The sequence below is a fragment of the Solidesulfovibrio fructosivorans JJ] genome, assembly GCF_000179555.1.
Classification (GTDB): domain Bacteria; phylum Desulfobacterota; class Desulfovibrionia; order Desulfovibrionales; family Desulfovibrionaceae; genus Solidesulfovibrio; species Solidesulfovibrio fructosivorans.
In genome coordinates this window covers 57,018-70,320 of record NZ_AECZ01000014.1, presented here as the reverse complement: position 1 = coordinate 70,320, position 13,303 = coordinate 57,018, and the positions used below count along the sequence as shown (strand labels likewise).

Genomic DNA, 13,303 nt, shown 5'->3' with positions numbered 1-13,303 from the left:
GCGGGCCGCGGACATTAGGGCGCGGCGGCCCTGGCGCTGTCGCGGCAAGGAGAGGCTATGAACGGGCATGGGGTTGGGAGGAAACGGCGCGCCGGGTTGGCCGGCCTGCGCGGTCTGGCGGCGGCGTGCCTGGCGGCGGCCGCGCTGCTGGCCCTTGTCGGCGTGGCGGCGGCCCAGAAGGGCGGCGGGTACACCTTCGGGGCGTTGTTGCCGCTGACCGGGCCCCTGGCCGAGCGCGGCAAGACGTCCAAGGCCGCCCTGGAACTGGCCCAGGCCGACATCAACGCCTATCTGGCCAATAACGGCCAGGGCGGCCAGGTCCGTTTCGTGATGGAAGACACCGGCGGCAAGCCGGCCACGGCCGTGGAGCGGCTGAAGGCCCTGGCCGGCCAGGGAATCCGCGTCGTCATCGGCCCCTATTCCGACGACGACGCCGAGGCCTGCCTGGAATACGCCGACAAGAACAACATGGTGCTCATCAGCCAGGGCAGCTCCGGGCCGTTTCTGTCCAGAAAGGGCGACAACCTCTTTCGCCTGTCGCCGTCGGACACCTATCAGGCCGAGGCGGTGACGAGCCTCATGCGCCAGGAAGGCGTGGGCACCGTGGTGCCGTTGTGGCGGGGCGACCGCTACGGCGACGATATGGTCGTGCACGTCAAGGCGCGGTTTCGCCAGCTTGGCGGCGAGGTCCTGCCCGGGGCGCGGTTCGCCCCGGACCGCAAGGATTTTTCCGAGATCCTCGGCGATCTGGCCAAGCTGGTGGGGCAGCTTTCGCGCGAGCGCAAAAACGGCAAGGTGGCGATCTATTTCGCCGGCGGACCGGAGATTGTGACCCTTTTAAAGGGCGCGGCCAAGCATCCGGAGCTGGCGGCCGTGCCCTGGTACGGCTGCGACGGCACTGCTATGTTCGATCCCATCGCCAAGGACCCGGAGAGCGCGGCCTTCGCCATGAAGGTCCGGCTGGCCAGCCCGCGTTACGGCGAGGGCGGGGCCAACGTGTACGCGCTCACGGAAAAGCGCATCCAGGACAAGGCCGACCTTTTCCCCGACACCCAGAGCCTGGCCGCCTACGACGGGGCCTGGGCGGCCTTCTTCACGGCCCAGGCCGTGGGTGGAACCGGCGATGCCGCGCGCTTCAAGCAGATGCTGCCCCGGGTATGCGAGCGCATGTACGGCGTCACGGGTTGGCTGGCCTTAAACGAGCATGGCGACCGCCGCGAGGACTGGGATTTCGACTTCTGGGTGCTCGGGCGCGACAAGGACAAGTATTTTTGGGAAAAGGCCGCCCGCTACCAGTTTGAGCCGGGCACGGCCAAGGAGCTTTTCCTGAGTTCCGGCAAGAAAAAATAAGCGCGAGCGGAGCTGGTTTCGGCCCGTTTTCCCCGGCCCGTCGCGGAGTCCTCTCCCGGCGGGCCGGCGGCGTTTCGGGTCCGCCGGGAGAGGCGGTCAGGCGCGGCGCGCGCCCGGGCCGAGCAATCGGCCTATGGTGAAAAGCAGCCACCAGAGCAGGGCCGTGGAGCCGGCCGCAAAGGCGACAACGCCCACGCGTTCCCGGTCCATGTTGGCCACGGCGTCGGCATGGCGGCTTTCGGCCTCGGCGATGTTGAAGCGTTCCCCGAACCGGTCCCGGAAATCGGCCACGAGCTGCTGGTACTGGGCCTCGGGGTCGTTCGCGGCGGGCTGGTCGTAGGGACGGAAGTCCTTGTCCACGGCGTTGGCCGCGAGGTAGGCCAGTCGGAGGCGCTCCTCGGCCAGCCGGCGCGGCGTGGGCCAGTCCAGGGCGGCCGAAACCGCGGCGACCACGAGCCAGAGGGCGGCCAGGGCGGCGAGAAGCGTCTCGCGACGGCTCAGACGTCTCATTTGCGGCGACGCCTCGAACTTTTGCGTTTGTTCTTGGGCAGGGCCAGGGGCGATTCGCCGCCTTCGACCAGACCGAGGTCCACGGACAGCCGGCCGAGGTCCACGCCGGTCAGCTCCACTTCGACGGGCTGGCCGAGGCGGAAGCGGCGGCCGGTGCGCTCGCCGATGAGTTCGTGGCGTTCCGGGAAAAAGGTGTAGTAGTCGTCGGAGAGCGACGACAGCCGCACCATGCCCTCGGCCATGACCTCCTTGAGTTCCACCCAGAAGCCGAAATCCGCGATGGAACTGACCACGCCGGTAAAGCGCCGGCCGACCTTGTCGGCCAGGAAGAGCACGGTGACGCGTTTTAAGATTTCGCGCTCGGCCTCCATGGCCACCCGTTCGCGGCGGCTGATGTGTTCGGCCACCTTGGCGAGCCTGGCCAGCTTTTTCTCCGGCACGGTTTTGCCGGCCAGCACGGTTTTGATGGAGCGGTGCACCACCAGGTCGGCGTAGCGGCGGATGGGCGAGGTGAAGTGGCAGTAGCAGGTCGAGGCCAGGCCGAAATGCCCGTCGAGTTTGGGCGAGTAGGAGGCCTGCATCATGGTGCGCAGCGCGATCCGGCTGACCAGGAAGTCGAGGTCCGTGCCCGAGGCGGCCCGCAGCACGGCGGCGAGATCCCCCGGGCCGGGGACGGCGGGCAGCTGGGGAGCGAGGTCGGTGGTGGCCAGGAGCTTGAACAGCGCCTCCAGCTTGGTCGGATCGGGCTCGGGGTGGACGCGGTAGAGCACCGGGGCGCCTTTTTCGGTCAGGAACCGGGCCACGGCCTCGTTGGCCGCGATCATGAACTCCTCCACGATCTGGTGGCCGAAGTGGCGCACCTTGGGCCGGATATCCTGGGTTTCGCCCTGGAAATTGAAGAGGATTTCCGGTTCGGGCAGATCGAAGTCCAGATTGCCCCGTTCCGTGCGCACGGCGTTTATGGCCCGGGCCAGTTCTTCGGCCCTGGTCAGCATGGGCAGGACTTTGGCGATCTTTTTGCGTTCCGCCTCGTCGCCGAGAAGCAGCGCCCGGTTGACCTGGGCATAGGTCAGGCGCTCCTTGGACTCGATGACCGCCGGGTAGATGTCGGTGCGGCCGGGCAGGCCCTTGGCCGAAAAATCGATCTCCGCCACCATGGCCAGGCGCGGCACGTTGGGGTTGAGGCTGCAAAGCCCGTTGGAGAGCCGTTCCGGCAGCATGGGCTCCACGGACTGGGGAAAATAGTAGGAGTTGCCGCGTTCCAGGGCTTCGGCGTCCAGGGCGCCGCCCTCGGGCACGTAATGGGACACGTCGGCGATGGCCACCCACAGGGTATAGGCCCGGCCGCGTCTTTTCACGTAGATGGCGTCGTCGAAGTCGCGGGCCTTGGCCCCGTCGATGGTGACGAAGGGCAGGTCGCGCAGGTCCTTGCGGTTGGCGAAATCGGCCTCGCCAGGGACTTCGGGCAACGCCTCGGCCTCCTTGACCGTCTTTGGCGGAAAGGGGCCTGGAATGTCGTGATTGAGCTTGACCAGCCGTTCCTGCACGGCCACGTCGCCCTGGGCACCCAGAAGCTCCAGCCCCTTGCCGGAATAGAGCTTGTATTCGAGCTTTTCCCCCACGCCCACGTTCATGATGTCCTCGGGCCCGGGCACCGGGTCCTCCGGCGTCGGGGGAATGTAGTCCACCATGAAGCTCATGGAGTGGCGGGCGTCCGTGGGACGGCACAAAAACAGATCCGGGGCCATGCGTTTGACCACCCGGCAGGGCAGCGTCGAAACACCGCGCTCGATGACCCTGGCCACACGGCCTTCGTGGTTCTTGTCCTTGCGTTCGCGGGTGACGGCGACGGCCACCCGGTCGCCATGCCAGGCATCGCCGATATCCTTGGGATGGATGAAGATGTCCTTGCGGCGCTTGTCGTCGGGAAGCACGTAGCCCACGCCCGAGCGGCTGATCTCAAGCACCCCGGTGAGAAGCCGCATACTTTCCAGAAGTCCCCAGCCTTTCTGGACCCGGATGAGCTTGCCCGCCTCGCGCAGGTTCTCGAGCATGTGGCGCAGGTCGTGGAACTTGAAGGCGGTGCCCTGGAGGCTGCGCGCCACCTCCTTGTCGGACAGGGGCTTGCCGCTTTCGCGGAAGATCCGCAATATGGCGGCCGTGTCGAGTCCGGCCCCCGGTCCCTTGGGGGATCGTCCTTTTTTTCTTCTTGCTGTCATGTATCCTCTGTCCTCCAATAGTCGCGCTCCTCACCCTCTACAGCCCCGCGCGGCGCGACACAAGCCCGCTACGCGTTGCGAGGGGTTTGCGGGCATGGTATTTTGTTGAAAAGTCAACAAGCGGAGGCGGTATGCAGGATGCGCCCTGTCGTCTGCTCGGCGAAATACGCTATCCCGAGGAATATTCCTTCGAACGGGTCGGGGAAATCGAGTCCGAGGCCGGGGAAGTGCTGGCAGGGGCGGTGGCCGGTATGGACGTCGCCCGGCTGGAAGTGACGCCTGGGCCGGAATCGCTGCGGTTCGAGGTGGCCTGCGAGGAGTGTTCGGCCGAGGACGGGGCGGCGGTGTCCGAGGCGCTCCTGGAACTGGCCGGCGACGGTCCGCTCGGCCGGCTGGTCGTCGTGCGCGGGGTGGAGGAGCCGATTTCCGTGTTTTATTTTTCCGGCGAAAAGCTCGACGAGATCACGCTGGAGCAGCCCTGACCCGGGCGCTCCAACTCCTTACGGCAGCCACAGCGGCAGATAGTGGCGGGCGCTGTTGAGCCGCGCGTCCATGGCCCGGCAGCCCGGAACGAATTTCTCCACGAGATCCCAGAACCGCGCCGAATGGTTGAGCTCGACGGTGTGGCACAGCTCGTGGATCAGCACCAGCCGGCACAGCTCCGGCGGCAAAAAGGCGATGGTGTAGTTGAGGCTGATGCGCCCTTTGGCCGTGCAGCTCCCCCATCGGGTGCGCTGGGCCCGGATGCTCACGGCGCTGTAGCCGAGCCCGATCTCCTCGGATACGCGGGCCAGCTCCCGCCGCAACAGCTCGCCGGCCCGGCGACGGCTAAACGCCGTCAGCGCCTCGGACACCGCCGCCGGGTCTGAAACCGCCCCGGACACCATGAGTTCGGTCGGACGCCAGTTCGAAACCAGGCAGCCTGCCATCTCCCGGGCCAGATACGAAAGCTTCCACTGCCGCGAAAAGGCCGTCAGCACGAGCATGGACGGGCGCGGCACGACCGGCCCCTGGCCCGGAAGCCCGCCCTCGGCCGCCATCTTGCGCGAAATCCGGTCGATCCAGTCGCGCCTGGCCTCCACCGCCTGGAGCAACAGCCCCGCCCCGACCCCGGCCGGAGCCACCACCTCGAGCCCCTTGCCCGGCAGCATGCGCAAAACGATGCCCCTGGCCCGGGCGCTTACCCGCACCGAAACGGGCACCGTTTCCGGCAGCCGGGCGGCGAGCAGACGCGCGGTTTCGGCCGCGTCCATGCCTTTAGGCTGCCTCGAAGCCACAACCTTTCATCCTTGCCGTCCTTTCGTGCTTGTCTTCGCGTGCGCCAACGTCTACCCTCCCGCCCAGCCGGATAGTCGGCGGCCGCCTCGGCCGTCAAGTTGGGGAAGGGGGCCTTGCGCCATGCAGTCCATGTCACGGCGGTTGCGTTTCGCCGCGCTTTGCGTCTTCCTGCTTCTCGTTTGGGGCTGCGCCAAAGCCCCGCGGGCGCCGCTTGTCCCCACGCCGGCTCCACCGACCGGCAAGGGCGAAGTCCAGGACCTGCGCGTTCTTCCTCAGGACCTAAACGCCTACCTGCGGCCCAATACCGCCGACCGCCCCCTTTATCCCAGGGAACAGGCCGGGCTGCGCATGGAAAGCTTTCTGCAAATCTGGCTCACGCCCTGGAACCTGGGCCGGCCGGAATACTCGCGCCGGGCCGTGGAGACGATCTTCCGCCGCTTCGAAAAGTCCCCGGGCTTCGGTTCGAACAACCAGCCGAACGGCCCGGCATTCGCCGCGTCGCTGCACAGCCTCGCCGGACTCGGCTCCTACCCCAACGTCATGCGCAAGGCGCTGACCGTCAAAAACACCAACCTGCGCGGTATGCCCACGAAGGCTCCGCGCTTCGCCGATCCGAGCCTGCCCGGCGAAGGCTACCCCTTCGACTACCTGCAACATACCGCCCTGCCGCCGGGTACCCCCATCCTCGTCACCCACGCCAGCCGCGACGGCTCCTGGGTCCTGGCCGAATCCGCCCTGACCTTCGGCTGGCTGCCGGCCACGGACGTGGCCTACGTCGACGAGGCCACGATCGCCCGGTTCTCCACGCCGCGCCTCGCGGCCGTGGTCAAGGACCAGACCTCGCTTCCCGAAGCCGGCATCACCGCCGACGTGGGCGCGATATTTCCCCTTGCCGGACCGCCCGACGCCTCGAGCGTCACCGTGCTCGTGCCGCGACGGGGCGGCTCGGGCCAGGCCGAGATCGCGCGCGTGCGCCTGCCGGCCACGGCCGCCGTGCCCATGCCCATGCCCATGACGCCGCGAAACGTCGCCGCCGTCGGCAACCAGTTCATGGGCAAAATCTACGGCTGGGGCGGCATCGACGGCAAACGTGACTGCTCGGCCCTCACCCACGATCTCTTCGTGCCTTTCGGCATCTACCTGCCGCGAAACTCCGCCAGCCAGGCCGCCTACGGCGGCGCCATCCCCCTCGGCGACATGGACAACGCCCAGAAAGAGGCGACCATCCTCAGTCACGGCGTTCCCTTCGCCAGCCTGGTTTGGCTCAAAGGTCACATTCTCGTCTATGTCGGCGAGTACAAAGGACATCCCGTGGTGTTCCACGACATGTGGGGACTCCATACGTTCAGTGAAACGGGCCGCGACGGCCGGCTCGTCATCGGGCGCGCCGTCGTCACCACACTGCGCGCCGGCGAGGAAGTGCCGGCCGTGGGACCGACCCATATCCTGCTCAACCGTGTGCGGTCCCTGTCAGTCCTGGTCAGCCCCTACTAAACCGCCGCACCCGGCATCCAAGCGAGGAGGGAAGAGAGAGGATGCGCAATTTTTTTTCCTGGGTGAGCGTCTGCTTCGCCGGTGGCCTCGTGGGAGGCCTCGCCAACAGCATTTTTCTCTATCTGGCCGGGAGCTACGGCCTGTTCGCCAGCATCAACGTCGCCCTGGCCCCCCAGTGGACCCTGCCCTGGCTCTATCCGAGACTCGTCTGGGGCGGCGTGTGGGGGCTGCTTTTGACCCCCCGCTGGATGCCCGGGTCCATCTTCTGGCGCGGCGTCATCGTCAGTATCGCCCCAACGCTTTTCCAGCTGCTCATCGTCTTCCCCAATATGCTCAATAAGGGCCTCTGGGGCCTGGAACTCGGCATGCTCACCCCCATCGTCGTCATCGTCGCCAATGCCGTCTGGGGCGTCGCCGCCGCCATATGGGTGCGCCTCGCCGACGATACGCCCGTCAGCAGCAGCTACAGCCGCCTGCGGTAGCGGCGCAGGGCAGGAGTAGGAAATAGTAGGACAGGAGTAGGAGCGGGGCTCTGCCCCGAACCCCGCCGGAGGGCTTATGCCCTCCGGACCTCCCTTTTCCGGGTCGGGATGGTGGAAGGTCATGGGGGAGACGGCGGGACGTCCTCTGTTTTGTTGCCGCAATCGGCCCGGCGACACGAGGCGCTTCGCGCCTCGACGCCGGACACGATTGCGGCAACAACCGCGCCAGCGGCGAAGCGCCGCATTTTAAGAAGACCCAATTGTTTCTGAATGTCGCCCCTTTGGGGCGACGGCGTGGTGGCGGCGGAATTTGCTTGGGACGAGCTTGTCGCGAAGCGACATGCACCGTCCCGACAAATTCCGCCGCCATCTTCTCCACCCTCCGCCCTCCCGCCAGCCAACGAACCCTCCGCCCGACCAAAGCCGAGAAGGGGGGACCGGGGGGCCGTGGCCCCCCGGCGGAGTGCAGAGGCGGAGCCTCTGCCGGGGTCTGGGGCGGAGCCCCAGCCTTAACTGCTTGCCAGCTTCCGCAGGATGGCCTTGGCCGGGATGAGTCCGGTCGCGGCGGCGGAGACGATGTTGCCGGCCACGCCCGGTCCGTCGCCGGCCACGTACATGCCGGCCACGGCGGTTTCGAGGTCCTGGGTGGTATCGATCTGGGTGGCGAAGAATTTGATTTCCGGGGCGTAGAGCAGGGTTTCGTCGTTGGCGACGCCCGGCACCACGGCGTTTAATTGTTCCAGGCCGTCGATGATGTTGGTCATGATGCGTTCGGGCAGGGCCATGGCGATATCGCCGCAGGTGACGGAGGTGAGCGTCGGTTCGACGGAGCCTTTGCGGATGCGGCTCCAGGTGCTGCGCTGGCCGCGTTTCAGGTCGCCGAAGCGTTGGAGGATGGGGTTGCCGCCGCCGATCATGGTGGCGAGGCGTCCGATGGCTTCGCCGTAGGCCTGGTTGTCGGAGACGGGGTCGGTGAGGACGACTTTGGAGAGGAAGGCGAAATTGGCGCTGTCGGATTTGGCGTCCATGTAGGCGTGGCCGTTGACGCACACGAAGTCCTGGTAGTTTTCCAGGGCCACGTAGCCGCCCTGGTTGGTGCAGAAGGTGCGGGTCTGGTCGTCGTATTTGCGGGTGCGCACGAAGAAGGTGGGGTCGTAGATGACGTCGGTGATGTCGGAGAGGATTTCGTTGTGCACCTCGACGCGCACGCCCACTTCGATGCCGCGCTGGCTGTAGGGGAGGCCATGGCGGCGGGCCAGCGCGCCCATCCATTCCGCGCCGACGCGGCCGGGGGCGAGGATGACGGCCGGGGCGCGGTATTCGCCCTTGGTGGTGGCGACGCCGGCCACGCGGCCGTTTTCGACGATGACGTCGCGGGCTTCCTCGCCGGTGCGGATGATGACGCCCTGGTCGGCGAGGCGTTTGGACATGGCGGCCATATGGCCGGGCAGGTGGTCGCTGCCGAGGTGTTTCTGGCGGATCAGCAGCAGTTCGATGCCGAGTTTGCGGGCGTCTTTGCGGATCTGGCGGGCCTTTTCCATATCGGTCGGATAGACGGGGCCGTCCATGCCGAGGTTGGCGAAGAGGCTCTCGGTTTCCTTGATCAGCGCCGTGGCCTCGGACAGGGGCATGAACTGGGTGAGGTCGGTTTTGCCGAGCTTGGGAATGAAGTTGAGCTTGCCGTCGGAGAAAAGCCCGGCCCCGCCGATGCCGGAGAGGATGTTGCAGGGCGCGCATTTGCGGCAGTCGTTGCTGCCGTGCATGGGGCAACGGCGTTTGCCGGCGGGTTTGCCTTTTTCCAGGAGCAGGACCGACAGGTCGGCGTTTTGGGACAGGTAGTGGGCGGCGAAAAGCCCGGCCGGGCCGCCGCCGACGATGATGACGTCATGTTTTTTTTGGGGATCGTTTGTCACGGCGGGTCCTTGTGGCGCCGCCCCGGGGGGCGGGAGATATAGCTTCTGCCTACAGCCGGGCGGGCCTTGTGGCAAGGCGCGGCTTTTTCCGGGAGCGCGGCCGGGGACGATCGACCCGTCGGCGCGGCAAGATCCTTTTTCTTTTTTTCGCGATCGGCTACCATGAGGAGCGCCCGAGCCCGGCTTTCGGGACGTACGGCCGGCGGGGCCGCCTTTTCGGGAGGCCGACTGATGCGCCGAAGCATTCTTTTCGTTGACGACGAGCCGCAGCTGCTTGGCGGGCTGCGGCGGATGCTGTGGGACAAGCGTGAAGTCTGGGACATGCATTTCGCCGAGGGCGGCGCGCAGGCGCTTGCGCTTTTGGAGACGACCCCGGTGGATGTGGTGGTTTCCGACGTGCGCATGCCGGGCATGGACGGGCCGGAATTTCTGGAAGCGGTGCGGCGGCGCTGGCCGGGCACGGTGCGACTGATCCTGTCCGGGCATTCCGACCGCGACTTCATTTTTCGCTCGGTCAAGCCGGCCCATCAGTTCCTGAGCAAACCCTGTTCGCCGCGGGAACTGACCGCCGCCATCGAGCGGGTGTTGCGTCTGGCCGGGATTTTCACCGACGATCGGGTGCGCGACGCCGTCGCCCGCGTGGAGGCCTTGCCGGTGCTGCCGTCGATTTTCGCCGAGCTGACCGAGGAGCTGCGTTCGCCCAACGCTTCGGTCAACACCATAGGCGATATCCTCGGCCGCGACGTCGGCATGGCCACGGGGCTTTTGCGGCTCGTCAATTCCTCGTTTTTCGGCATGCCCCAGCGGGTGTCCTCCACCCGGCAGGCGGTGACCCTGCTCGGGCTCGAAACGATCCGGGCCTTGGTGCTGGCCCACGGACTTTTTTCCCGTTTCGACGCCGATCGCTATCCGGGCTTCGGCCTGGGGCGGCTTTGGGACCACAGCCTGCGCGTGGCCAGGATGGCCAAGGTTTTGGCGTCCCTCGAGGGCGCGGACAAGGTGGAAAAGGACGCCTGTTTCATGGCCGGCATGGTCCACGACGTGGGCAAGCTGATGCTGGCCGAGCTTTTCGAGGCCGAGTACCGCGAGGTGCTGGCGGCCACGAGGACGCGAAACGTCACGCCCTTTGATGCCGAGGAAGAGCTCCTTGCCGTCTCCCATGCCGCCGTGGGGGCGTATCTGCTCGGGCTGTGGGGTTTCGAGGAGGCGGTGGCCTTCGGCGTGGCCGGGCATCATCGGCCGGGGACTTTCGGGGACGGGCCGCCGCTGGCCGTGCCGATGGTCCATGCCGCCAATGCCCTGGACCACGAGCTGGTGGTCATACACGGTTCCTATGCGCCCCATCCCCTGGATACGGCCGCTCTCGAGGCTCTGGGGTATGGCGGGCGAGCGGATGCGTGGCGCGAGGCGTGTCGGGATGTGTTGCAAGGAGGGGGCGGTGAATAAGCGGGTGCTTTTCATCGACGACGACGAGCGGATTCTGGCCGGGTTTCGCCGCAACCTGCATGGCGCCTTCGAGGTCGACACGGCGGTGGGACCCGAGGCGGGGTTGGCCAAGGTCAAGGACAATCCGGCGTATGCGGTGGTGGTTTCCGACTTGCGCATGCCGGGCATGGACGGCATCGCGGTGCTGTCCAAGGTGCGCGAGATGCGTCCGGAAACGGTGCGGGTGATGCTGACCGGCTACGCCGACCTCGAGGCGGCCATCGCGGCGGTCAACGAGGGCAACATCTTTCGGTTTCTGACCAAGCCGTGCGAGACCAGTTACCTGACCGGGGTCCTGACCGCCGCCGTGGAACAGTACCGGCTGGTCATGGCCGAGCGGGAGCTTTTGGAGGGCACGCTTCGCGGCAGCCTCAAGATGCTTTCGGAAGTGCTGTCGCTGTTGCGTCCCGAGGTCTACGGCCGGGTGTCGCGGATCGCGCCGTACGTGCGGCCGCTGTCCAGGCTGTGCGGCGATCCGAGCCCCTGGCAGACCGAGGCGGCGGCCATGTTGTGCCTGATGGGCTACATCACCCTGCCGGACGCGCTTATTACCCGGGTGGAGCGGGGGCGGGCGCTTTCGGCCGAGGAGGCGGCGATCTACCGGCAGCATGTCGAGGTGGCGTCCAGGCTCGTGGCCAATATCCCGCGCATGGGCGGCGTGGCCAAGGCCATCGCCTATCAGGAGAAGAATTTCGACGGCGGCGGCTTTCCGGGCGATGCCGTGCGGGGCAAGGACATCCCGATGGGGGCGCGCATCCTTCGGGTGCTGCTCGAATTCGACCGGCTCCTGACCGCCGGCCAGGCCAAGGCCGAGGCCTACAAGGCGCTCAAGCAGGCGGCGGGGGTCTACGATCCGGATGTGGTGGCGGCGTTTGGCGAGGTGCTGGGCGAGGAGAGCAACCTCGTCATCGTGCCGATGCCGGTCAAGAGCCTGCGCGACAACATGATTCTGGCCGAGGACATGTTCGTGATGCGGGGTGGGCAAACGCTCAAAGTCCTGCCCAAGGGCTACGCGCTTTCAAGCGTGGCCCTGGCCCACATTTCCAAGCTGGCCCGCTACGAGAGCGTTACCGATCCGGTCAAGGTCATCATCCCGTCGGACGAGTAGCGACGTCTTCCCGAAGCCCGCTCCCGACAAGCGCATGGAGCGGGTTCGAACAGTCTAGGTGAGGATTATATTGAAGTTCTTCAGGAGGGAGGCCGCCTCCGGAAGTGAGAATTTCGTTTTGTACAGCTTGTTGCGTTTGGCGTCGATGAAGTAGTTTTTGGAGGTCGAGAAGTCCGAGAAACTCAAATCGCTATTTTCGAACTGGCATCCTTGCAGGTCGCAGTTGGAAAATAGGGCATGCTTCAAGTTCGTATCCGTGAAGAGCGCGTCATGCAGGTCGCAGTCTTTAAAGATGAATTTCGCGAGCTTCATGCCTGTGAATATGTTGTCGTTGAGGAGGCAGGCATTGAAATGCACGGAGAAAATGCCTTTTGCCTGGCTCCAATTGATCCCGGTGAGTTTTGATTTATCGAATTCTGTCTCGACAAACTTTGATTGGGCGATGTCGGCCAAGGACAGATTGCATTGCTCGAATAAGCAATCTTCAAACAAACAGTTGGAGAACGATGCGTACTGGAATGAGGATTTTATAAATTTGCAGCTAAAAAATTCAATGCCGTCAAGGGAATCGTTATCGATTTCAAGATTGCTGAAGAGCTTGTCTTCATGGAGACCGGTGCTGCCGAGCATGCTTTTCATGGCATATTAAAAAATATTTTTTGATCTTAATCTGTTGAGAATATTGCTCACGTAGCGCGGTCAACGACGCGTGTCTTTCAGGAAAAGGCGATCGTAAAGAAACGGGGTGTGGCGCGCGCCTGCCTTGGCGGGCTGGCAAACGTCCCGGCCGGTCCAGGGAGGACCGGCCGGAAATGATTTTCTCGAAGCGGACTGGGCGGCAGCTGGCCGGCTACTCGGTGGTGGCGGCGGCGGGCTTGCGCCGACGCTCCCAGAGGCGCATGTCCTTCATCTTCTTGCGGCGTTCCCGTTGCAGGGACTTGGCCGCCAGGGGAGCGCCCTTCTTGTAGCCGTATTTCGCCCGGTATTCTTCCGGAGTAAGCCCGTGGGCGGCAAGGTGCTTCTTGGTGAGCACCTTGAAGGACTTGCCGCATTCCAGACAGACGACGCTGCTTTCCTTGACGGCCTTGGCCGGATCGATGGCCGGCGTAACGGCTTCCGCCGGGGCGGTTTCGGCTTCGGCGGCGGCTTGAATGCCGGCGGCTACATTTTTCAACATGGAGGTGATTTCGTCATCGGTCATGGTCCGAACTGAGGCCTGGGCCTTGACGATCTCCAAGGCGGCTTTCAAATAGTCTTCCATTTCTCGCTCCTGATAGATGGCTTTCAACACATATAAGTGAGGCAACGCATGATTGCAACTGAATTTGAAAATTAAGAGACAAAGTCACAGGAATCATATGGCGCCGTGCTGAGGCAGTCCTTGGTTTGGACAATCATTTCGCGCCGTCTCACTCCTTTCCCCTGCCTCGATACAATAAACGCAATACGGCGGCCCGACGCGTG

The 13,303-nt window shown here is 65.2% G+C and carries 12 protein-coding genes; 6 read left to right on the top strand and 6 right to left on the bottom strand.

Annotated elements, in window-relative coordinates; translation table 11 throughout:
* The first annotated feature begins 57 nt into the window (after nt 1-57).
* A complete protein-coding gene (locus tag DESFRDRAFT_RS11425) occupies nt 58-1,350 on the top strand; it encodes an ABC transporter substrate-binding protein (protein WP_005994035.1) in 1,293 nt (430 codons plus the stop codon).
* A gap of 96 nt (nt 1,351-1,446) precedes the next feature.
* Here DESFRDRAFT_RS11425 and DESFRDRAFT_RS11420 read toward each other — a convergent pair whose 3' ends face one another.
* Together DESFRDRAFT_RS11420 and rnr are read right to left on the bottom strand one after the other, a co-directional pair.
* Nucleotides 1,447-1,860, bottom strand: a complete 414-nt coding sequence (locus DESFRDRAFT_RS11420) for a hypothetical protein (RefSeq protein WP_005994033.1) — start codon at nt 1,858-1,860, stop codon at nt 1,447-1,449.
* Nucleotides 1,857-4,079, bottom strand: a complete 2,223-nt coding sequence (gene rnr, locus DESFRDRAFT_RS11415; RefSeq protein WP_005994031.1) for a ribonuclease R — start codon at nt 4,077-4,079, stop codon at nt 1,857-1,859. The genes DESFRDRAFT_RS11420 and rnr overlap by 4 nt, the downstream gene beginning before the upstream one ends.
* A gap of 131 nt (nt 4,080-4,210) precedes the next feature.
* Here rnr and DESFRDRAFT_RS11410 point away from each other — a divergent pair, with 131 nt between their 5' ends.
* A complete protein-coding gene (locus DESFRDRAFT_RS11410; protein WP_005994029.1) occupies nt 4,211-4,561 on the top strand; it encodes a hypothetical protein in 351 nt (116 codons plus the stop codon).
* Nucleotides 4,562-4,579: 18 nt separating this feature from the next.
* Here DESFRDRAFT_RS11410 and DESFRDRAFT_RS11405 read toward each other — a convergent pair whose 3' ends face one another.
* A complete protein-coding gene (locus tag DESFRDRAFT_RS11405; RefSeq protein ID WP_005994027.1) occupies nt 4,580-5,332 on the bottom strand; it encodes a M48 family metallopeptidase in 753 nt (250 codons plus the stop codon).
* 145 nt (nt 5,333-5,477) lie between these two features.
* On the opposite strand from DESFRDRAFT_RS11405, the gene DESFRDRAFT_RS11400 reads away from it, so the two are divergent.
* Entirely contained in the window at nt 5,478-6,851 is a 1,374-nt protein-coding gene (locus DESFRDRAFT_RS11400; RefSeq protein WP_005994025.1) for an SH3 domain-containing protein, read from the top strand.
* 41 nt (nt 6,852-6,892) lie between these two features.
* On the top strand, nt 6,893-7,333 hold the full coding sequence (locus tag DESFRDRAFT_RS11395; RefSeq protein ID WP_005994024.1) for a hypothetical protein: 441 nt from the start codon (nt 6,893-6,895) through the stop codon (nt 7,331-7,333).
* A 509-nt stretch (nt 7,334-7,842) separates the two neighbouring features.
* Here DESFRDRAFT_RS11395 and DESFRDRAFT_RS11390 read toward each other — a convergent pair.
* Nucleotides 7,843-9,246 carry an NAD(P)/FAD-dependent oxidoreductase gene (locus DESFRDRAFT_RS11390; protein WP_005994022.1) on the bottom strand — a complete coding sequence of 468 codons (1,404 nt, stop codon included), beginning with the start codon at nt 9,244-9,246 and terminating at the stop codon, nt 7,843-7,845.
* A 231-nt stretch (nt 9,247-9,477) separates the two neighbouring features.
* On the opposite strand from DESFRDRAFT_RS11390, the gene DESFRDRAFT_RS11385 reads away from it, so the two are divergent.
* A complete protein-coding gene (locus tag DESFRDRAFT_RS11385) occupies nt 9,478-10,692 on the top strand; it encodes a response regulator (RefSeq protein WP_005994020.1) in 1,215 nt (404 codons plus the stop codon).
* Nucleotides 10,685-11,839 carry an HD domain-containing phosphohydrolase gene (locus tag DESFRDRAFT_RS11380; RefSeq protein ID WP_043794622.1) on the top strand — a complete coding sequence of 385 codons (1,155 nt, stop codon included), beginning with the start codon at nt 10,685-10,687 and terminating at the stop codon, nt 11,837-11,839. The genes DESFRDRAFT_RS11385 and DESFRDRAFT_RS11380 overlap by 8 nt, the downstream gene beginning before the upstream one ends.
* 54 nt (nt 11,840-11,893) lie before the next feature.
* Here the strand turns inward: DESFRDRAFT_RS11380 and DESFRDRAFT_RS11375 are convergent, their stop codons facing one another.
* Together DESFRDRAFT_RS11375 and DESFRDRAFT_RS11370 are read right to left on the bottom strand one after the other, a co-directional pair.
* Nucleotides 11,894-12,469 (bottom strand): pentapeptide repeat-containing protein, encoded by a 576-nt coding sequence (locus DESFRDRAFT_RS11375; protein ID WP_158306970.1) that lies wholly within the window; start codon nt 12,467-12,469, stop codon nt 11,894-11,896.
* Between the two features lie 220 nt (nt 12,470-12,689).
* Nucleotides 12,690-13,100, bottom strand: coding sequence for a MucR family transcriptional regulator (locus DESFRDRAFT_RS11370; protein WP_005994014.1), 411 nt, complete (start codon nt 13,098-13,100; stop codon nt 12,690-12,692).
* Between the last annotated feature and the right edge of the window lie 203 nt (nt 13,101-13,303).